This is a genomic window from Arcicella sp. LKC2W (assembly GCF_034931005.1).
Lineage (GTDB): Bacteria > Bacteroidota > Bacteroidia > Cytophagales > Spirosomataceae > Arcicella.
The window spans coordinates 18216-39726 of record NZ_JAYGIN010000014.1 but is presented as its reverse complement, the minus strand read 5'-3'; the positions used below and the strand labels follow the sequence as shown (position 1 = coordinate 39726).

Sequence of the window (21511 nt, the reverse complement as noted above, 5' to 3'; positions counted from 1 at the left end):
TATATTATCTATTTCAACATCAATAATAAACTTGCCATTAACAGTCCAAGTCCTAAAGCGAAGAAAACTGAAGGTTTAATTCCAGGAATATTACTTTCACCTAAAGCTGATTCATAGGGATTTTCAGGATTATAACGAACCTGCATTTTTTGTCCGATTTGGCTCAATATTGCCATTCCTTTGTCAGCTTCAATTTTAAATTGTCTATCATTCACACTGAATGAAACAACTGGAAAGAAAATTGGATGTTGGCCACGTCTATCACTACGGTCAAAACGTTTGCTAATCTCAACAATCTCACCTTGTGTCAATTGAGAATGTTGATACCAAGAACGACGTTTTTGAGTAAGGAAAAATCCTAATAAAATTAACGCCGCCGCTACTACCACAAAACCAGCCATTACAGTTGGTGGAACTCCAGTATAGACTCCGTGTCTGCCTGAAATTAAAAATATTGAATTGAGTATATTAACCATTTTATTTAATGCTCTTACGATTTTATATAAAGTATCTATTTGATTTTCTTACAATAGATACGTAAAAATTGCATAAAAGTTATTAAAAATCAAGCAGTTATACGCTCATAGGCATTTAGTTGAAAGTTGTATTTTGATGGTATTTTCCGAAAAAAACATGAGTTTTATGATAATATTTCTGATTTTGAAGGTAGAATATATCAATTTTACAATTTTAGGACTAAAAAGGCTCAAATTTCAAACGGTCTTTACTCAGAAAATTATTTTATTGAAATATAAAGTTTTTTTATTGCACTTTTCTAAGCAACAGGTTTTGATTCAATGTATATTTAGATTCAAAAATCAATTTTTCTCAAAAATAGGTATCATAAATTAGCATGAATATCAAAATAGATATCGTTTTTCAAAAATGACGTTTTAAAACAAGGTATTTATCGCTAAAAAAGTATTTTCATTAAACAAATTAAATTTTATAAACTTGGGGCAGATTAACAGTCAAATTATAAGATTTCATCATTGACTTCATCCATTTATTTTGCCCTCCCACAACTCATAACCATTCTTTTTTCTTAAAGTAAATCAACATTCCGATTACTGATAGAATCATAAAACCCCAAACGTAGTAATAACCGTACTTCCAATGTAATTCGGGCATATTGTCGAAATTCATTCCATAAATTCCCGCAACGAAAGTTAAAGGCATAAATACAACCGAAATAACTGTCAGCACTTTCATGACATTGTTCATTCTATTGCTGGCTTGCGACAAATATAAATCCATTAAAGATGCTACTAATTCTCGATAAGAATCCACCGTTTCAATCACTTGCGTAACATGGTCGTGTACATCACGCAAATACAAAACAGTATTGGGAGTTATCAAAGGAGCTTCTTCTCGAATTAGGTTAAAAAGCATTTCACGCAATGGAAAAACGGTTTTTCTCATCAAAGTCAATTCTCGTTTTATACCGTAAAGTTCATTCAACGATTTTTGTTTGGCAGACGTTAAAATATCTTCTTCCAAACGCTCCATATTTTCTGAAACCTGTTCTAAAACCACAAAATAGTTATCTACAACCAAGTCAATTAAAGCATAAAGTAAATAATCTGCTCCGTTTCTTCGGGTTTTTCCCGCAGAAGTTTTGAGGCGTTGTAAGATTGGCTCAAAAATATCTTTTGTTCGTTCTTCTTGAAATGAAATAACAAAACCTTCACCCAAAATAAAGCTTAGATGTTCAATCTCAATTTCACGGGTGTAAGGGTTGAACTCCATCATTTTGATGGTGATAAAAAGCTGTTCATCGTCATAATATTCAAACTTTGGTTTTTGTTGAGAATTCAAAATATCCTCCATCACAAGTGGGTGTAAGTCAAACACTTCTCCAACGGTTGCAATCACTTTGGGTTCATGAATACCATCAATATTGAGCCAATAGGTTTTGTCGGCATCTAAGGTAAGATTGAAATCTCCCAACTTTGGGAAAGCGTGCATTTTATAAAATTCAACATTGTATTCTGTCCAAAAAACTTTGGTATCAAATTTTACTTCTTCTCCAACGTAAGTGAGTGTTCCAGGGGAAGTTCCGAGATTGGCATTCTGAATTTTATAGCGTTTTGACATTATTTCGTTTGTGAGAGTATATACTTAAAATTAAAAACAGATTGGCATAAATCAAATTCATCGCTTAATTTAGCGTTATAAAGATAGCCACATATAAATCTTATAATCCTTCTAATAAAACGTGATACTTTTGAAAATTACCAAATATATTTTACTATTCAGTTTCTTTTCGGGTTTAGGAATCGTTGCTTGCTCGCATCAATCCAAATCACTTTCTGACGAAACCACCAGTGCTGTTGCTTTTAGAAACGATAGTCTTTCTCGCTTGTTTGACGCTAAAATAGCCAGTCGAAAAGCTGCAAAATTAGATACTTTCTTCAAAAAACTGCATAAGCTTAACGGTTTCAATGGTGCAGTTTTGGTATCTCAATACGGAAAAATCATCTATAAAAATGCGTTTGGCTATTCAAGTTTTACCAAAAAAGATACTAATTCAACGCAAACACAATTTCAGTTGGCATCCGTATCAAAACAATTTACGGCAGTTGCCATTATGCAGTTGCATGAAAAAGGTTTGATAAATTATGATGACCCCGTTTATAAACACATTCCAAATTTCCCTTATGACTCTTCGATAACCATCAGAAGTTTATTGACACATTCATCAGGAATTCCTAACTACGTATATTGCTTAGATAGAATTTGGAATAAACGGTTGTCGATGTCAAATGACCAAATCGTTGATTTATTCGCAAAATACAAACCTGGTATCAATTATTTGCCCAATTCTCGATTCAATTACAATAACTCAAATTATGTTTTATTGGCTTATATCGTAGAAAAATTATCGGGAATGAATTTTCGAGAATACGCTCAGAAAAACCTTTTTGCTCCCGCAGGAATGTCTCGCAGCTTTATTTATGACCCAACCAAAACGGAATTAGTGGCAAGTGCGGCAGTAGGTTATACGCCTCGCAGACATGGTTATTGGCAAGTTCCTTTCGACCATTTGGACGGTGCAACGGGCGACAAAGGTGTATATTCAACCGTTGAAGATTTATTTAAGTGGGATATGGCTTTGAATTCGGAGAAATTAGTAAAAATAAATACCCTCCGTGAAGCCTTCCAACCTGCCCATACTTTTAGAAATATGATTACCAAAAATTATGGGTTTGGTTGGCGTTTACAGCTTTTAGATGATGGCTCATGGCTAACATTCCATACAGGTTGGTGGCATGGTTTCAAAAATTATTATATGCACAACAACCGAGATAATTCTTCAATTATTATTCTCCAAAACGTAGCCAATCATGCTCTTGGACGTATAAAAGTAGCACAGTCTATTCTTTATCCTGAAAAAGCATGGTACTTTATGAGTGGCGAAGGATTACCAGAAGAATTGGAAGGAGAGTAATTTATTGGTGATTGAGTGAATTGTGATTTAGTGATTATCAGACGAACAACAATCACTAAATCCCAATTCACTCAATCACAACTGAACTAATTACAATTCACTAAATCACAACTATAATAATATTCTCAATAAATCGTTAAATCACAAAAAAATACTAATTTTAGGGGTAAAACCTAAAAACAATCAGCCATGAAGATTTCCAGAATTATCCTCTTTTTGTTTTTTATTTCAGCAAGTGCTATTTCAGTAAAGGCACAGTCGGAAGATGAAGCTGTAAAATTATGTGTCAATAATTACCTCAATGGTGTATTGAAAGGAGACGCAAGTCTTTTGAACCAAGCGTTTCACCCTACCGCTATGTTGAGAACTGTAAGTGGTGCAGGAGCAATTCAAGACATTCCAGTGGCAAAATTCGTTGCCTCAATGCCCGCAGGTGGTATTCAAAGCAAAGGCGGTTCAACTAAATTGATTTCTTATGCTTACGTAGGAGTTTCTGCCTTAGCAACCGTTGAACTTCAATTTGGCGACTTTAAGTACATCGACTTATTGAGTATGTTAAAATTTGGTAATGAATGGAAAATCGTAAGTCGTGTTTTCAGTCGTGCAGATTTAGACGCACAAGTAAAAGGTATGGGAGGTTCAACAGCATCAGTTGCGGCTGCTCCAGCAAAACCAGCTCCTAAAAAATCAACAGCCAATGTAAAGCCAAAAGCTGATGATGGTTGGTAGAAATGAAATCATTTATCAAAAATATACCCAAAAGCTCACTATCAAGTGGGCTTTTTGTTTATACGCACTTTGCGTAAAAAAGTATTAATATATAACTTTGTAAAAGTATAAATTGAGTGAACAAAAAAAAATCATAAAAAAACGTTTAACTCAAATACAAAATATCATCTTCATAATTACAAAATAATTTTAAGTAACTGATTATTAGTGAATTGAAAACTATTCCTAATAACATAACTGATAACGAATAACCAAGCAATGGGAAGAGCATTTGAATTTAGAAAAGCAAGAAAATTTAAAAGATGGGGACAAATGGCAAAAACCTTTACCAAAATCGGTAAAGATATTGTTATTGCTGTAAAATCAGGAGGACCAGACCCACACTCAAATTCACGTTTGAGAGCCATCATTCAAAATGCTAAGGCAGTAAATATGCCGAAAGACAATGTTGAACGTGCTATCAAAAAAGCTTCCTCTAAAGAACAAGAAGACTACAAAGAAATTGTGTATGAAGGATATGCAGCTCACGGAATTGCTGTTTTGGTAGAATGCACAACCGACAATACCAATCGTAGTATTGCTAATATCAGAAGCCACTTTACAAAATGTGGCGGAACAATTGGAACTACAGGAATGTTAGATTTTATCTTCGACCGTAAATGTGTTTTCAAAATTGCAAAAACGGCTGATTTGGACGTTGAAGAATTAGAATTTGAATTGATTGATTTTGGTGCTGATGAAGTTTTCTTAGATTTGGAAAGTAATCAAATCAATATTTATGGAGAATTCACGGCGTATGGTTCTTTACAAAAAGTATTGGAAGAAAAAGGCTTTGAATTATTAGGTGCTGATTTTGAACGTATCCCCAACGATACTAAAGAAATGACCGAAGAACAAATGGCTGACGTTGAAAAACTTATCGAGCGTTTGGAAGAAGATGACGACGTACAAAACGTTTATCACAATATGAGATAATTTGTGCCAAAGCATAATAAGAAAAAAGCCAGATAAAAATCTGGCTTTTTTGCTGTATTGCTTCTTGCTATTATTTGATTACTAATCTTTGTGAGAATAGTTTTCATTCACAAAAATAAGAAAAAACTTGACAAATGTTAACCATTTAGTAAGTATAACAACTATTTGTATTAAAAATAATTATTTTATAACTAAAACAATGCGATACTTCATTGAATGTGCCTATCGAGGAACAAATTACTGTGGTTGGCAGATTCAAAATAATGCCAACACCGTACAAGAAGAGATTGAAAAAGCACTAAGTATTTTACTGAAAACCACTATCGAAATTACGGGAAGTAGCAGAACAGATACTGGAGTTCATGCAGTGCAACAAATGGCACATTTTGAGGTAGAACATGAACTTGATACAGAAAAATTGGTGTATAGAATTAATAAAATTTTACCTTTTGATATTTCTGTAAATCAGTTTTTTAAAGTTGCTGACGATTATCATTGCCGTTTTGAAGCTACTTCACGAAAATACGAATACCGTATTTCACGTAAAAAGAATCCATTTCAGAAAGGGTTATGCTACAATTTTAATCAGAAACTACATGTGGAATTAATGAATGAAGCTTGTCAAATTCTTTTCAAACACATTGATTTTGAATGCTTTAGCAAAGTAAATACCCAAGTTTTTACTTTTAATTGTAGTATTATCGAAGCTCGTTGGGAAGAAAAAGACGACTTATTGATTTTTCATATAAAGGCAAATCGTTTTTTGAGAGGTATGGTGCGAGCAGTCGTTGGAACGCTTTTAGAAATTGGTTCAGGCAAATTATCAATTATTGATTTTGAGCAAATTATTCTTTCTAAAAATCGTAAAAACGCTGGTAGAGCCGTCCCTGCGGAAGGACTTTTTTTGATGGAGGTTAATTATTAGTAACACAGACTTTAGTCTGTATAAAAACAAACTGAAAGTAACACAGACTTCAGTCTGTATAAAAACAAACTGAAAGTAACACAGACTTCAGTCTGTATAAAAACAAACTGAAAGTAACACAGACTTTAGTCTGTATAAAAACAAACTGAAAGTAACACAGACTTTAGTCTGTATAAAAACAAACTGAAAGTAACACAGACTTTAGTCTGTCTGTAAAACACAAACAGACTAAAGTCTGTGTTACTCTACTACAATTTTCTTGCTAAAACTACCATTATCATTTTTGAAATTCACGAAATAAACACCTTTTGGAAAAGTAATTAATGGTATCGTCAATTCATTAACTTTTATAATTTCTTCTTGAAAATACATTACTCCACGTAAATCCACCATGCTAATTTGCCCACTTTGGGATTCTGAAAATCTCAGCGTTACTTGCGTATTACTCGGATTTGGGAAAAGCATAATTCCTCCAAAAACCTCTTCTTCGTTTTTAAGTATCGTTGCAGTTGTTGATTTTACAGTAACAGATTCTGACTCTGTTTTATCGCCTAAAGCCTTGAATCTATAAAAATAGGTCGTTTTTTCTTTCAGTTGCGTATCACTGTATTCCGTTTTTGTAGCGTCCAACTTCACTAATTCCTTAAAGGTATCTGTTTCATTTAAACGTCTTTCCAAAACATATTGCGAAGCATTTGGCACTGCTTTCCAAGCAATTTTTAAAGCATCAAAAGAACTTGTACTTATGGTAACTTCGGGCGTTGAAAGTAAAGCTGGAGTTTTGTTTTCAGCCGTCACAAAGGGCGATTCGCTTTTATCACTCAAAGCTTTTACTCGGTACGAATAAACAGTATTTGGGACTAAATCTTTATCGGTAAATGACAAAACGGCTGATTCAAATGTTCCCCAATTTCTAAAATCTAAATCAGCCACTTTTCTTTCTAAAATATAATACGTTGCGTTCGGGACAGCCTTCCAATCAATCTTTAGTGAATTATTATAAATTACGGTAACGGCAATATCTGAGTTTTGTAAAAAATCCAAGGTCTTTACTTGTACTTCCCCAAAAGGTGATTCTGTAAATGCTCCAATAGCTTTTACTCGATACGTATATAAAGTATTAGCAGTTAATGATTTATCTTGATATTCCAGAACCGTAGCGGATACTTTTGCTAATTGCTCATACGCATTTGTCGTATTATTTTTTCTTTCAACTACATAATTTATGGCATCGGAAACGGCATTCCAAGTCAATTTTATGGCATCAACATAAGTTGAAACGCCCGTAACTTTGGGAATATCCAATGCTTTGGGTGTTTGAATTTGTACGCTCGAATATTCTGATTCTACATTGAGAGCAATCGCCCTAATCCTGAAAGTATAATTGGTACTTCCCAATAAATTATCGTTCAAAAAAGTCAAAGTACCTTTTGGGAATGTTTTTACAATCGTATATTTATCAGCTTGCAAGTCTTTGATTTCTAAGACATAAGAGGTAGCCGTAGTGATTTGCGTCCAAGTTAATTCTATCGAAGTAGCCGTTTTAATTTTAGCCGTTAATGTAGGCGAACCGAGCGGGTCAGAAATGGTTTGTTTATGAAATGAAAAAGCCGATAAACCTCGTTGATTTTTCACGAAAGGACCACCAAAAATTCCTCGTAAGTCCACAGGATAATTCATTGGAAAATAGGGTGGTAAATACGTTAAACTCTGTCCACTGGTAAATCCCGAAGTTTTCAAGACAATTTTATTATTTTCAGCTCTTCCAGAAACCACTTTATCGGTAGTATTATTCAAGTAGATATAATCTTTCATCAAATACTTTCGGAGCAAACCATCATCTTGTTTATAAGTAGAATCAGCAGTCCAAACCATTTTCTGAGAATCCTCAAAAAGAATCGTTATTTCGTCTTTGGCAAGGGTTGAATAATAGATTTTTTGAACATTTGGCGACGTTATTTGAACAGTATCAGCAGAACCATAAAAATCTCTTGCCACTAAACGAAAAACATCATTGGCTACTTTTTTATAACCCTCTACGGAATAATGCGTTCCGTCATAACCAGAATTCCCAACGGTTGAAATTACTTGTGTTTTAGGATAATTTTTCCCGATTTGTCGCTGAAAATCTCGCAAACTACCTGCTTCCTCATTGGCAATTCCCAAAATATTGATTTGAAAAATATAGAATTTACCTACTGACGGAAAATCAGTTTTCCAGAAATTATACAATTTTTCAAATTCTGTTTTCCAAACATTAGGCTTATCCAAAGCCTCCGCTTCACCTTGCCAATAGAAAAAACCTTTGATATTATCTAAAACGCCCGCTTTTTTAGCCCTGTACAATAATCGCCCGTAAATATTAGCAACATTACTTGGGTTTGTTGCATCACGATTGGTATGCTCTGTAACGGTGGAGGCAAAAACGGCTTCATTCAAAATACAAGTGGGAATTCCATATTTTTCAACAAGCATTTTTTGCAATTCAATTCCCCAAACACCCACATAGGGCTTATTGGCATTGGATAACGCCCAAGTGGTATCTGCCGTTGTGATGAAAGAATTATTGTTTTGAACTTGCCCAAAAGTTCTACAAAATTCATTACGATAATCGTTATTTGGAAAAGTATTTGAAATATTCCAAGCTGCTGCATTTGACTGCCCATTAATCACAAAAACATCCCCCGAAACAACATTTTCACGAGTGGTAACTAACACAGAATCAGCTCCTTTGATAGCAAACAGTTTAAAACTATAATTGGTCAATTCTGCTTTTATCGTGTGCGAAAATGAAAAATTTGCTGTATTAGCAACATAAACCAAACTTGATTTATAGTATTTTACGGTAGCGTTATTTCGTAATACTTGTAATGTCAATGAGGTATAATCAGGTGATTCTACTTTTCCAGCAATCAGTACATTTGCTTCATTTTTGGCATTGCGTGGAAATAATTGAAGATTTTGGGGAATTTTGGTATAAGTTATCGTTGGAATAGGCAAATTAGACTCAAACGACTCAATTTTAACTTCGTGAAAAGTCAATGCTCTTAATCCTTTTTTATTCACAATGTAAGGACCAATATAGGGATATTCGGGGTCATTATTAAGAATAAATGGTGGTAAATATGAAATTTGCGAAGCAGAACTTGCTGAATTTAAGCTCAGTACAATTTTATTTCCAGAAGCCGAATTAGTATTAACAACGCCATTAATGCCATCTAAATAAAACTGGTTTTTCATTACCAAATTTCGAGGTTGTGCCGAAAATGACAAGTCTTGAGAAGCCTGAAAAACTAAGGTAATTTCTGTTTTATCTTTCTTTGAAAAATAGGCTTTTCTGAGATTCGGAGCATCAATATTATCTATATCGGTTGAAGCATAAAAATCTCGACCAATCAACCGTGCAAACTCTCGTCCATTTTGTTGATAGCCTTCTGGTGTATAATGCAAACCATCAAAACCTGCCGTACCAAGAGAAGCAACTACCTGAATATCAGAATATTTATCTACTTCTTGGCGTTGAATATCCCGAATTCGTGGAGCTTGAGGTAATTGAGTATAGCCAATCACATCAATTTGGAAAAGATAAATTTGCTTGATTGAAGGCAAATCTGTTTTAAGATTTTTATAGTAAATATCAAAATAGCCATCCCAATCTGTCCCTTCACCATACGCCTCTGATTCCCCTTGTCGATAAATAAATGCTTTGATAGATTTATCAATGCCTGCTTTCTGCAAACGGTACAACATTCTACCGTAACCCGTCGTCAAATCTGCGGGATTATTGGCATTTCTTGTAGCGTGTTGTAGCATCGACGAATTATGAAAACCACCATTTATCAAACACGTTGGAATACCATATTTTTCTAAAATAGTTTGCTGAAACTCAAAACCCATCGTTCCAACTCCTTGATTAAAAGCATCTTGATTTGACAAAGCCCATAATGTATCCGCAGGACTTCCTGTTGAAATACCACTTATTCCCATCGTTTTTCCGAAAGTTCGGCAGTATTCGTTGGTACGAGTATCATTAAAAAAACACGTTGAATTTGACTGACCCGAAATCACAAAAACATCACCTGCTACGATATTTTCACGAGTGGTAATGCTTGAAGAATCTTTGCCTTTTACCACAAAGATTTTGACATCATATTCTGCTTTTTCAGCTTTAATTTTTATGGCTGAAAAGGAGAAATTCCCAACCGAATTGGTATAAGTTATCGAGGCTTTTTGATAGCCAATTTGGGTTTTATTTCTGAAAATTTGAACTGAAAAATAATCCCAACCAGTTTCTTCAATTTTCCCTGAAATGGGAATCGTGGCTTCATTCAGCTCATTTCGGGGGTAGAGTTGATAGTTTTGGGGAAGTTTATCGAAGGTTGTAGCAAAATACTTCTGTGCGTTGGCGGCAGAACAAACCAATAACAAAAGTATGAGTGTGTTAAGTTTTTTCATGGGTTTATTAGGTTGTCGGTCTGACAAGTCTATGAGTCGTTATATATTAGGGAGATTTTTTACAACTTATGGAGTATCCACTTAATAAAATACCCTCATTTGCCGTTAAACTTCCCGAAAGTTTTAGAACTTTCGGGAAGTTCCTCCAAAAATTTAGAAGTTCACTCACAGACTTATTACTTAATTCAAAGCCTTCTTAACTTCATTCAGTTTCAAAAGAGCTTCAATAGGTGACATCGTATTGATGTCGATATTTTTCAATAGTTCCTCAATCTTTTCAAATTTCGGATTCTTTTCTGCTTCAAACAATGCCATTTGAAAATTCTGCTTTGGCATTTCTCTAATCGTTTGGCGATGTTGTTCTTTTGAACGGTTTTTCTCTAATTCAACCAAAATTTCACTGGCACGATACACCACATTTTGCGGAATACCAGCTAATTGAGCCACATGAATACCGAAACTATGTTCAGAGCCGCCTTCTTGTAATTTACGCATGAAAATCACTTTTCCGTTGATTTCTTTTACCGAAACATTGAAGTTTTTGATTCTCGGAAAATCATTTGCCAACTCATTCAACTCGTGATAATGCGTGGCAAAAAGTGTTTTTGGACGATGATTGGAATGATTATGCAAAAACTCAGCAATTGCCCAAGCAATCGAAACACCATCATAGGTACTTGTTCCACGACCAATTTCATCCATTAAGACCAAACTTTTATCCGAAAGGTTGTTTAAGATACTGGCGGTTTCAGTCATTTCTACCATAAAAGTAGATTCCCCTTTTGAAAGGTTATCGCTTGCTCCCACACGGGTAAAAACTTTATCTACAATCCCAATTTGTGCTTCCGATGCAGGAACAAAACAGCCAATTTGAGCCATCAAAACTATCAAAGCCGTTTGGCGTAAAAGGGCAGATTTACCCGCCATGTTTGGCCCCGTGATGATGATTATTTGCTGGGTGGCATCATCTAAATACAAATCATTCGGCACGTATTTTTCACCCAAAGGTAATTGTTGCTCAATAACGGGATGCCTTCCATTTTTCACATTAAGCACCTTATCATCAGACACTTGTGGCTTTGAATAATTATTTTTCTCAGCAATTTTGGCAAAATTTGTCAGTACATCAAGCACCGCAATAATCTTGGCATTTTGCTGAATTTGATGTACGTAGTCATTCGCTACATTCACCAATTCATTGAAAATCCGTTGCTCAATAACGTTAATTTTATCCTCCGCACCCAAAATAGTTTCTTCGTATTCTTTCAGTTCGGGCGTAATGTAACGTTCTGCATTGACAAGCGTTTGTTTCCGAATCCAATCAGTAGGCACTTTGTCTTTGTGGGAATTGGTAACTTCCAAATAATAGCCAAAAACTCGATTAAAAGAAATTTTCAAAGACGTAATACCCGTTCTTTCTATTTCACGATTTTGAATTTGCATCAAAAAGTCCTTTCCTGTGTAGGCTATGCCCAAAAGACGGTCTAAATCTTCATCAACTCCCTGACGAATCATACCACCTTGATTACTCAAAAGTGGCAAATCATCTCGTAATTCTCGCTGAATTTTATCCAATAAAAACTGACAAGGATTCAATTGGTCAGCATATTTTCTTAGAATTTCAGATTTAGAATTTTGAGATTTTGGCGTTTCTACCTCCACTTCATTTACAGTCAATTGCTCATTTTCTGCTACCGATTTCCCATATTCTGGATTCAAAACTTCATTCAAAAAATCATCACTACTAATTTCGGGAGATTCTTCATTACTCACCGCTAACTGCTTATCAACTTCCGAACGTAAACCACCTACCGTTTCCAAAGGCTTGCCATTCACCAATTGCCAACGAATAGGCTCAATATGCAAAAGTGCTTTTTTCAATGCCAATAATTCTCTTGGATTGATTCTGCGAACGGCAACTTTTGAGATAAGACGCTCTAAATCACCAATTTGTTTAAGGCTCGACTCTAACGATTCACGCAATTCATCATTTTCTTTGAAGTACGAAACCGTATTCAAACGCTCTTGAATCAGTGACTTTTCTTTCAAAGGCAACACCAACCATTTACGTAAAAGTCTTGCACCCATCGGAGTCATGGTTTGGTCAAGAATCTGAATTAACGGAATTCCTCCCTCCTGCTGTGCCGAAACTAATTCTAAATTTCGAATCGTGAATTTATCTAACCAAACGTATTTCTCCTCCTCCAAACGATTTATACGGGAAATATGCCCAACTTCACGGTGTTCTGTTTCTGCCAAATAGTGCATGATAACACCCGCAGCAATAATTCCTTCCGTTAGCGATTCAACGCCAAAGCCCTTTAACGAATTGGTTTTGAAGTGATTAGTCAGTAACGGATACGCAAAATCATGCTTAAAAGCCCAGTCATCAATGCCAAAAGTATTGAATTTGTCGCCAAAAATATTGGTAAAATCTTGGCGATTTTTCTTGCAATAAAGCACTTCTGAAGGTGAAAAACTTTGCAATAATTTCTCGATATAAGACACATTTCCTTGCGAGCAAAGAAATTCTCCCGTAGAAATATCCAAAAAAGCAATGCCCACAATTTCTTTTGAAAACGAAGAAAAACTGACCGAAGCCAAGTAATTATTTCGTTTCATATCCAAAACATTATCGTTATACGAAACTCCTGGCGTTACCAATTCGGTAACGCCTCTTTTCACGATTCCTTTTGCCGTTGCGGGGTCTTCAAGTTGGTCGCAAATAGCCACACGCTCGCCTGCACGTACCAAACGAGGCAAATAATTATCTAAAGAATGATGTGGAAAACCTGCCAAATGGTCATCGGCAGTACCGTTATTTCTTCGGGTAAGCGTAATATTTAAAATTTTAGAGGCACGTACCGCATCTTCCCCGAAAGTTTCATAAAAATCACCCACTCTAAACAACAACAATGCCCCAGGATATTTGGCTTTTATTTGGTTGTATTGCTTTGCCAGAGGCGTTTCATGTACTTTTTTAGCTTTGGTTTTATCGGTAGGATTATTAGATGGTCTTGCCATTAGTCTTCTTTAATAATTTCAATTTCTTTTACATCTCCTTGTTGTTTTGCCATTTGGGTCAATTCCAAAAAGTCCGCAACGCTCAATTGTTCTGCACGCTTGCTCATGAACGGATTATCGGGTAATTGCAAGGCTTTCAAGGCATTTCGCAATGTTTTTCGGCGTTGATTAAAGCCCATTTTCACGACTGATTTAAACAAACTTTCCGAAACGCCCAAATCGGTAACATTATTTCGTTTCAAACGAATTACACCAGAATTGACTTTTGGTGGTGGTGAAAATACTTCTGGTCCAAGTGAAAAACAATATTCAATATCGTAAAACGCTTGTAATAAAACGCTCAAAATTCCGTAGTCTTTATTACCTGGCTTTGAGGCAATTCTAACGGCTACTTCTTTCTGAAACATTCCTGCTACTTCTGGCACTAAGTCTTTGTAATCTAAGACTTTAAATAAAATTTGAGACGAAATATTGTAAGGGAAATTACCCACAATTCCGAATTTCTCGCCATTGAAAAAATTCGCTAAATTCAAATGCAAAAAGTCAGCAGAATGTACTCTTCCTTTCAATTGTGGATAATGAATATTTAAGTAATCAACTGATTCACGGTCGAGTTCAACCACATCAGTCTGATATTCAGTATGTTCTAATAAATATTGAGTCAAAACGCCCATTCCTGGCCCAATCTCCAACACACGGTTATAGTCGCCATGTCTCGACATTAAATCTGCTATTTTCTTAGCCGCCTCCAAGTCCCGAAGGAAATGCTGCCCTAAACTTTTCTTTGCCCTTACGTCCATTTATTTCAGTTAACAATTATCAGTAAACAGTTTCAGTATATTATGCCGATTCTGTACCTTTATTTATAACTTAAAATTACAGTGAATTTTGTACTTTTAGGCTATCTTTTGCAATAAGTTTAGTTTAGTATTTTGCAAATTCTCTTATCTAAATCAATTACAGTTTCAAAAACTGTTAATTGTTAACTATTAACTGTTAACTGAAATATGCGTTGGAGTCATAAAACAAAAGAAGAATTAATTTTAGAAATACGTCACCTAAAAAAGGAATTACGGGTATTGGAAGTCAATGAAAGGTCAGGTGAAATGCCCCTTTCGATGGCATCTGAGTTAGAAAAAACAGTCGAAAATCTCAATTTAGTAGGTATTGTATTGGAAGACAATGGAACAATCGTCTTTTGTAATACTTTCGCTACCAAGATGTTAGGCTACGAATTTGGAGAATTAGTAGGTCAAAACTTCTTTGATACCATTGTTCCTGCTGAAGAAAGAGAACAACGAATTATTTCTTTTAAAGAGGCGATGGAAAAAGGTGGATTATTTGAGCAAAAGGAACGCACAATGCTCTCAAAATCTAACCAGTTAAAATACGTTGAACTCAATTCTACTATTTTCAATGATGCCACCGAAGAAGTCCGTTATCTAACGGTCATCGGTGAAGACATTACTGACCGCCGAAAGGTAGCTGAGGCATTATCTCGTTCAAATGCACAGTTACAAGATTTAATCAATAACACTTCCGATTTAATTCAAATCATCAGTATTTCTGGACGCTTTTTATATGTCAACAAAGCGTGGTTGGAAAATACAGGTTACGAATCTGACGAATTATCAAGTTTACGATTAAAAGATATTCTCCACCCTGACTTTGCGAGTGAAGCACTTGAAAAGTTTGAGAATATTAAAAATGGTGAAAAAATAGCCGATGTAGAAGTTGTTTTCCGAAGAAAAGACGGACGACGACTCTATCTTTCTGGTTCGGTAAACTGCCGTTTTGAGAAAGATATTCCTACCGCTTTTCGGTGTATTTTTCATAACTCTACGGCAAAAGTACGAGCAGAACGTTCTTCAAATTTATACGCCAGCATTGCACAAGCCACCATTCGCTCAACCAATTTAGATGATTTATACTTCAATATTCATGAAGAATTAGGCAAAGTAATTGACGTAAAAAACTTCTTTATTGCCCAATACGACTCCGCAAAATCTTATTTATACTTTCCTTATTATGTAGATGAATATTTTGACAATCGTGTTCATTTTACAAAAAGAAAATTAGGAAATGGATTAACAGAATATGCCATTGCTGCTAATAAACCATTGATTCTCAGAGACGAAGAAATATATCAATTAGCCGAAGAAAAGAAAATTTACCTCTATGGCGTTGTGCCAAAAGTGATGATTTGTGTGCCTTTGAGAATTGGCAATAAAGTGACGGGAATTATTGGTTTAAAATCTTACGAACGCCAAAATAAATACGAACAACGAGATTTATTGTTATTGGATTTTATTTCGGGACAAGTTGCCCTTGCCATTGCACGCAAACAGGCAGAAGATATGCTTGCCCGTGAAACCGCTCGTCTGACGGCAATCATCGAAGGAAGTTCGCACTTAATGTGGTCAGTAAACCGTAGAATGTTATTGACTTCCTTTAACCAAGAATACGCACAACTCATTGAAAGTCAATTAGGTGTAAAACCACAATTGACGCTAAGTACCGAAAAAATGGGATTCAGAATGGTTTCCCAAACCGACCGTAAAGTATTGGAAGAAAGATACAAAGCGGCTTTTAAAGGAGAACAACAACATTTTGAAGTTCAGTTGGATTCACCTGATGGAGAAGAAAAGTGGGTAGAAGTTTACCTAAATCCGATTGTCAATAATGGCAATATTGAAGAAGTTTCGGGTATTGGGCGAGATATTACCGATTTGAAAAAATATCAACAGGATATTGTAAAAGCCAAAGACGAAGCAGAACGTTCTTTGAAGGTAAAGGAAAGATTTTTGGCAAACATGAGTCACGAAATTCGTACGCCGATGAACGGGGTAATTGGGATGATTGACTTAATGATTGACACGCCCTTGAATGATGAGCAAAAAGATTATGTGCAAACCATCAAAAAATCTTCGGAAACGTTACTTCATATTCTGAATGATATTTTGGATTTAGCCAAAATTGAAGCAGGAAAAATGGCTCTGCATGAAGCTCCGTTGGTTTTCAAAGACGTTTTCGACCGTCTTCAAGCATTATTTTCGCAATTAGCAATCGTTAAAAACAACAAAATTATCTGTGAATTTGGGGATAATTTACCCGAATTTGTCATTGCAGATGAAACTCGTTTACTTCAAATTTTGTCCAATTTCACTTCAAATGCCTTGAAGTTCACAGAAAATGGAACGATAACTATCAAAGCCAATTTGGTAGAAAAAAGAGGGAAATTTAACCGAATAAAAGTTGAAGTTACCGATTCTGGCATTGGCATTACAGAAGAAAATCTCAAAATTCTTTTCAATGCCTTTCAACAAGTGGATAATTCTACCAAAAAATCTTTTGGCGGAACAGGCTTAGGCTTAGCTATTTCAAAAGAATTATGCCGCATGATGAAAGGCGATGTTGGGGTACATTCTGAATGGGGCAAAGGCTCAACTTTCTGGTTTACCATCGAAATCAAACAGACCGATATTAGTCCAATGATGGCTAAAAAAGATGAACCTGTCTTCCAAGTTGTCAATCATTTTAGTGAATATCATCCGTATTTATTGGTAGTTGATGATAACGCAACCAACCGTAAAGTTGCCAGTGAAATTTTACGAAAATCGGGTTGTGAAGTTCTGACGGCAGATTCTGGTAAAAAAGCCATTGAATTAGTGCAAACTTCTCTAACGGAAAGACCATTTGATATTATTTTCATGGATATTCAAATGCCCGAAATGGATGGCGTAGAAACAACTCAACATCTCAGAAATTTGAAAGTTGCATTACCGCCAATCATCGCCATGACTGCCTATGCCATGAAGGAAGACCGTGACCGTTTCTTGGCTAACGGCATGAATGACTACGTTCCAAAACCAATCAGAGCAGAAATTTTGGTTAGAAAAGTAGCAGAATGGGTCAGTAAACAATTAGCTGATTTTAAAGAACAAAAACAATCAACCACAATTGAGATAGTTCAGGAGGAAGCAACACTAAAAATTCAAGAAAATATAGCGACTCAAAACTCTATAAACATTTCAAATCTCACGATTCTTGACTATGATGTAGAATTGGATAAATTTGCGATTCTTGATAATGACATCGTTAAACAATTAGCTGATAGTGTTGGTGGAGATATGGAGTTTGTAGCGTCCATTTTTGAAGGTTTTGAGGAAGAAGCCATCGAACAAGTTAACCTTGCCATCGAAGGTCATAAAGCCAATAATTGTAAACAAGTACAAGGAGAATTACATACATTAAAAGGGAATTCAGGTACTTTAGGAGCGATGCGTTTGCATGAAATAACCAGAATTATAGAAGAGAAAGCAAAGCATTGTGATTTTCAACTCTTCGAGAAAGAAATCATTATTTTGCAAGATGAGTTTGAAAAATTCAAGAATGAAATTTTGAAAATGAAGGAATCTTAGCAATCAACAAGATAAATTTATTGATTAAAGAACCTTTGCGTTGTGGAGCAGTGCGCCGCCCCGCCCCACAACATACGAAATTTAACTTTGGCGGATTATTCAAATAAATAGGGGCATAACCTGGCGGTGTTATACCCCATATTGCTACGACTTATTGGCGGTTAGTCGCAACCTCATGTCAATGGTTTGGGAATATTTAATATTGTTGAACTAAACCCCAATGTGTAACAGAATAATACAACACAACCAATTGACAGAACCTTTCGATGGTATATAAAATACATCATTAAATACAAAAGCAAGGAGCGTATAAGACTTATTTATACGTAATTGTATGTAAAAATTATCAATAAATCTTAATTCTACAAGTAAAACTTGCTTATTTTTAGAAAGCCTATCATTCCTTCCATTTGCTCTCGTGATTTTCGCTAAAATTTCTCAAGAAAAGAGCCCTTAGCTATCTAAAAATCAAATAGTTAAAAAAATAAACGCTAATTTGTCAATAATCCATGACATATTATAAAAAAAGTTATACTAAATTTCGTTCTGTCAAACATCAATTTATCAACAAACATTCAAAATAGATAAAATTAAAAAAATGAAAGTAATTACCCGCATTCAATTAATGCTTATGATGTTCTTAATGTTTAGTACATGGGGAGCTTGGTACGGACAAATGGGGAAGTATCTTTTTTCAACATTAAAAGCTTCTGGCGACCAAATTGGTAGTGCTTATGCTACCTTTTCGATTGCTTCAATTGTTGCTCCTTTCTTTGTTGGCATGATTGCTGACCGTTATTTTTCTGCTCAAAAAGTAATGGGTATTCTCAATTTAATTGGTGCAGTTGTTCTATATTTTTTAATTCAAAACCAAAATCCAGATACTTTCTTTTGGTACATTTTGGCATACACCATGACCTTCGCTCCTAACTTGGCTTTGTCGAGTTCTATTGCAATGAACCAAATGCAAGACCCTGGAAAAGAGTTTCCATCTATTCGAGTTTTAGGAACTATTGCATGGATTGTAGTGACGAATGTAATTGGGCTTTATGGCTACGGAGATAAGGTGACTATTTTTCAAATTGCCATGTTTACTTCTATCATCTGGGGAATATTTTCATTTACCTTACCAGATACACCTCCAAAAGCAACTGGACAGGCTTCGATTTCACAAATCTTAGGTACAGATGCCTTTGTACTTTTCAAAGACCGTTCATTTCTAATTTTCTTTATTTCTTCTGTTTTAGTCTGTATTCCTTTGGCATTTTATTATGCTCACGCCAACTTATCGCTTACGGAATCTCACATGACAAATGTGGAAAATAAAATGTCGCTCGGACAAGCATCTGAAGTGCTTTTCATGCTCTTAATCCCTTTTGCTTTACAAAAATTTGGCATCAAAAAAATGCTTATTGTAGGTTTAGTAGCGTGGATTGTTCGCTTTTTATGTTTCGGAAATGGCGATGGCATTTCATCAGAATGGATACTTTATTTGGCCATCGTTTTACATGGCGTTTGTTATGACTTCTTCTTTGTAACTGGACAAATCTATACTGATAACAAAGCAGGAGATAAAATCAAAAGTTCGGCACAAGGACTTATTACGTTAGCTACTTACGGCGTTGGGATGGGTATTGGTTCAAAAATCTCTGGGCTTGTTTTAGAAAAATATACTCTTCAAGATGCTTCTGGAGTGGTTACGGGACACAATTGGAATGGCGTTTGGATGGTTCCCGCAGGAATTGCAGCAGTCGTTTTAATATTATTTATTATCTTCTTCAACGATAAAAAAGAAACCGTTTAAGGTTGTTTGTCAACATAAGTTTTACTATTTTCATTATTCATCAACTCAATAAATTATGGCAAAAGTTTGTATTCTTGGAGGTGGCTTCATTGGGCGTTTTTATGCCGATGCACTTCATGGACAACGTAGTCGTGACCGTGTAGAAGTGGTTTACGCACGTAAAGAAGAAACCGCAATACGCTTCGCAAATGATTATTCTATTCCGCATTTCACTACTTCGATGGAAGATGCCGTTGCTCATCCAGAAACTGAAGTGGTAGTAATTGCCCTTCCAAATCACATCCACGAAGAAGCAGTAATGCTTTGCGTGAAACACAAAAAACCTGTTTTATGTACTAAGCCACTTGGTAGAAATGCAGAAGAAGCTCTCCGTATGACAAAGGCTTGTGAAGAAGCAGGTGTTTTTGGAGGATATTTAGAAGACCTTTGTTATACACCAAAATTCTTAAAGTCGCTTCAAAGTGTAAAGGACGGAGCAATTGGTAGAATTTTATGGGCTAAATCTCGTGAAACTCACCCAGGTCCACATTCAGATTGGTTCTGGAATATTGAAATGGCAGGCGGTGGAGCAATCCTCGATTTGGGTTGCCACTGTATCGAAATCTCAAGAAATTTTATCGGAAAAGATATTAAACCTGTTGAAGTAATGTGTTGGGCTGACACTCAGGTAAAACCAATTGATGCCGAAGACCATGCTATCGGTTTGGTCAAATATGAAAATGGTGCTATTGGGCAATTTGAAGTTTCTTGGACTTTCAGAGGTGGCATGGATTTACGTGATGAAGTAATGGGAACGGAAGGTACAATCTGGACAAACTCTTTTTTAAGGACTGGTTTTGAAATGTTTACAACTGGAAAAGGGGAAGGTGGATATGTGTCAGAAAAAGCAGAATCAGCAACAGGTTGGCTTTTTCCTGTGGGAGACGAAACTCATGAATTAGGCTATACACACATGTTTACGGATATGTTTAACGCCATCGAAGAAGGTAGAAAACCTCAAGAAAGTTTTTATGATGGTTATGTAGTAAATGCCATTATTGATGCAGCATATCAATCGGCTAAATCAAAATTATGGGAACCTGTCCTGCTACCAGATTGGCGTGGGCAAGAAGGTTTACAAAAACCATCCGTTTATCAAGAATACGATGCAGAACATTGGTTTATCAAAGAAGAATTACTACCAAATGGTGATATTAAAATAATTTTGAAGAAAAAGGAATCAGGAGAAATAATTGAAATCGAAAAATTGAACCTTAAATAATTATCCCCATTCAACTAACACAACAACTAAAAGCCAGTAAAATATTTATATGTAGAGTCTTTGAAAAGTAGGATATTATTCTATTTCAAAATGTGAAGGAAGAAATCAAGCAGTATCCATTGTCATTTATTTAGTGAAGAGAATTTATGAACTATTATTTGGACAAACTTTTGAGAAGTTTATCGGCTTAACTAAACGACCTTGAAGAAATATCCATAATTATACTCAATTCTCAAACAATAAATTCAAAATGAATGAGTATTTTTTGTTATCAATCAATAATTAACTGAATACCAAGTATGCTTTTATCATGTTTTTTAGAAATTCAGACACTTTTTTCTGATTTTTAAGGCAACCTGTAATCAGAAATAATTATATTTGCATCCAACAAAATTATTCAAAACAAGATATTTGTTAGATTAATTTGATTAGTGGAAAAATCCTAAAATTCTCCTATCCGAAGCTA

At 35.2% G+C, this 21511-nt stretch carries 12 protein-coding genes; 7 read left to right on the top strand and 5 right to left on the bottom strand.

Annotation, left to right across the window (positions count from 1 at the left end):
• Nucleotides 1-8: 8 nt before the first annotated feature.
• Together VB796_RS12235 and corA are read right to left on the bottom strand one after the other, a co-directional pair.
• Nucleotides 9-476, bottom strand: coding sequence for a DUF3592 domain-containing protein (locus VB796_RS12235; protein WP_323346831.1), 468 nt, complete (start codon nucleotides 474-476; stop codon nucleotides 9-11).
• A 550-nt stretch (nucleotides 477-1026) separates the two neighbouring features.
• Entirely contained in the window at nucleotides 1027-2097 is a 1071-nt protein-coding gene (gene corA / locus VB796_RS12230; RefSeq protein ID WP_323346830.1) for a magnesium/cobalt transporter CorA, read from the bottom strand.
• A 130-nt stretch (nucleotides 2098-2227) separates the two neighbouring features.
• Between corA and VB796_RS12225 the strand changes: the two genes are divergently transcribed.
• The 4 genes from VB796_RS12225 to truA all read left to right on the top strand — a co-directional run bounded on the left by VB796_RS12225 (nucleotide 2228) and on the right by truA (nucleotide 6080).
• Nucleotides 2228-3451 carry a serine hydrolase domain-containing protein gene (locus VB796_RS12225; protein ID WP_323346829.1) on the top strand — a complete coding sequence of 408 codons (1224 nt, stop codon included), beginning with the start codon at nucleotides 2228-2230 and terminating at the stop codon, nucleotides 3449-3451.
• A 189-nt stretch (nucleotides 3452-3640) separates the two neighbouring features.
• Nucleotides 3641-4180 carry a nuclear transport factor 2 family protein gene (locus VB796_RS12220; RefSeq protein ID WP_323346828.1) on the top strand — a complete coding sequence of 180 codons (540 nt, stop codon included), beginning with the start codon at nucleotides 3641-3643 and terminating at the stop codon, nucleotides 4178-4180.
• Nucleotides 4181-4438: 258 nt separating this feature from the next.
• Nucleotides 4439-5155 carry a YebC/PmpR family DNA-binding transcriptional regulator gene (locus VB796_RS12215; protein ID WP_323346827.1) on the top strand — a complete coding sequence of 239 codons (717 nt, stop codon included), beginning with the start codon at nucleotides 4439-4441 and terminating at the stop codon, nucleotides 5153-5155.
• A 199-nt stretch (nucleotides 5156-5354) separates the two neighbouring features.
• Entirely contained in the window at nucleotides 5355-6080 is a 726-nt protein-coding gene (gene truA / locus VB796_RS12210) for a tRNA pseudouridine(38-40) synthase TruA (protein ID WP_323346826.1), read from the top strand.
• Nucleotides 6081-6320: 240 nt separating this feature from the next.
• On the opposite strand, the gene VB796_RS12205 is transcribed toward truA, so the two are convergent.
• The 3 genes from VB796_RS12205 to rsmA all read right to left on the bottom strand — a co-directional run bounded on the left by VB796_RS12205 (nucleotide 6321) and on the right by rsmA (nucleotide 14359).
• A complete protein-coding gene (locus VB796_RS12205) occupies nucleotides 6321-10535 on the bottom strand; it encodes a sialate O-acetylesterase (protein WP_323346825.1) in 4215 nt (1404 codons plus the stop codon).
• Between the two features lie 180 nt (nucleotides 10536-10715).
• The gene (mutS, locus tag VB796_RS12200; RefSeq protein WP_323346824.1) at nucleotides 10716-13559 is read right to left on the bottom strand and encodes a DNA mismatch repair protein MutS; all 2844 of its coding nucleotides are present in this window, start codon (nucleotides 13557-13559) and stop codon (nucleotides 10716-10718) included.
• Nucleotides 13559-14359 (bottom strand): 16S rRNA (adenine(1518)-N(6)/adenine(1519)-N(6))-dimethyltransferase RsmA, encoded by an 801-nt coding sequence (gene rsmA, locus VB796_RS12195; RefSeq protein WP_323346823.1) that lies wholly within the window; start codon nucleotides 14357-14359, stop codon nucleotides 13559-13561. The genes mutS and rsmA overlap by 1 nt, the downstream gene beginning before the upstream one ends.
• A 207-nt stretch (nucleotides 14360-14566) precedes the next feature.
• Here rsmA and VB796_RS12190 point away from each other — a divergent pair, with 207 nt between their 5' ends.
• The 3 genes from VB796_RS12190 to VB796_RS12180 all read left to right on the top strand — a co-directional run bounded on the left by VB796_RS12190 (nucleotide 14567) and on the right by VB796_RS12180 (nucleotide 21045).
• Nucleotides 14567-17980, top strand: a complete 3414-nt coding sequence (locus VB796_RS12190; RefSeq protein ID WP_323346822.1) for a PAS domain S-box protein — start codon at nucleotides 14567-14569, stop codon at nucleotides 17978-17980.
• Between the two features lie 598 nt (nucleotides 17981-18578).
• Nucleotides 18579-19784, top strand: a complete 1206-nt coding sequence (locus VB796_RS12185; RefSeq protein WP_323346821.1) for a nucleoside permease — start codon at nucleotides 18579-18581, stop codon at nucleotides 19782-19784.
• A 55-nt stretch (nucleotides 19785-19839) separates the two neighbouring features.
• Complete coding sequence (locus VB796_RS12180; protein WP_323346820.1) at nucleotides 19840-21045, top strand: Gfo/Idh/MocA family oxidoreductase; 1206 nt, start codon at nucleotides 19840-19842, stop codon at nucleotides 21043-21045.
• The last annotated feature ends 466 nt before the right edge of the window (nucleotides 21046-21511 follow it).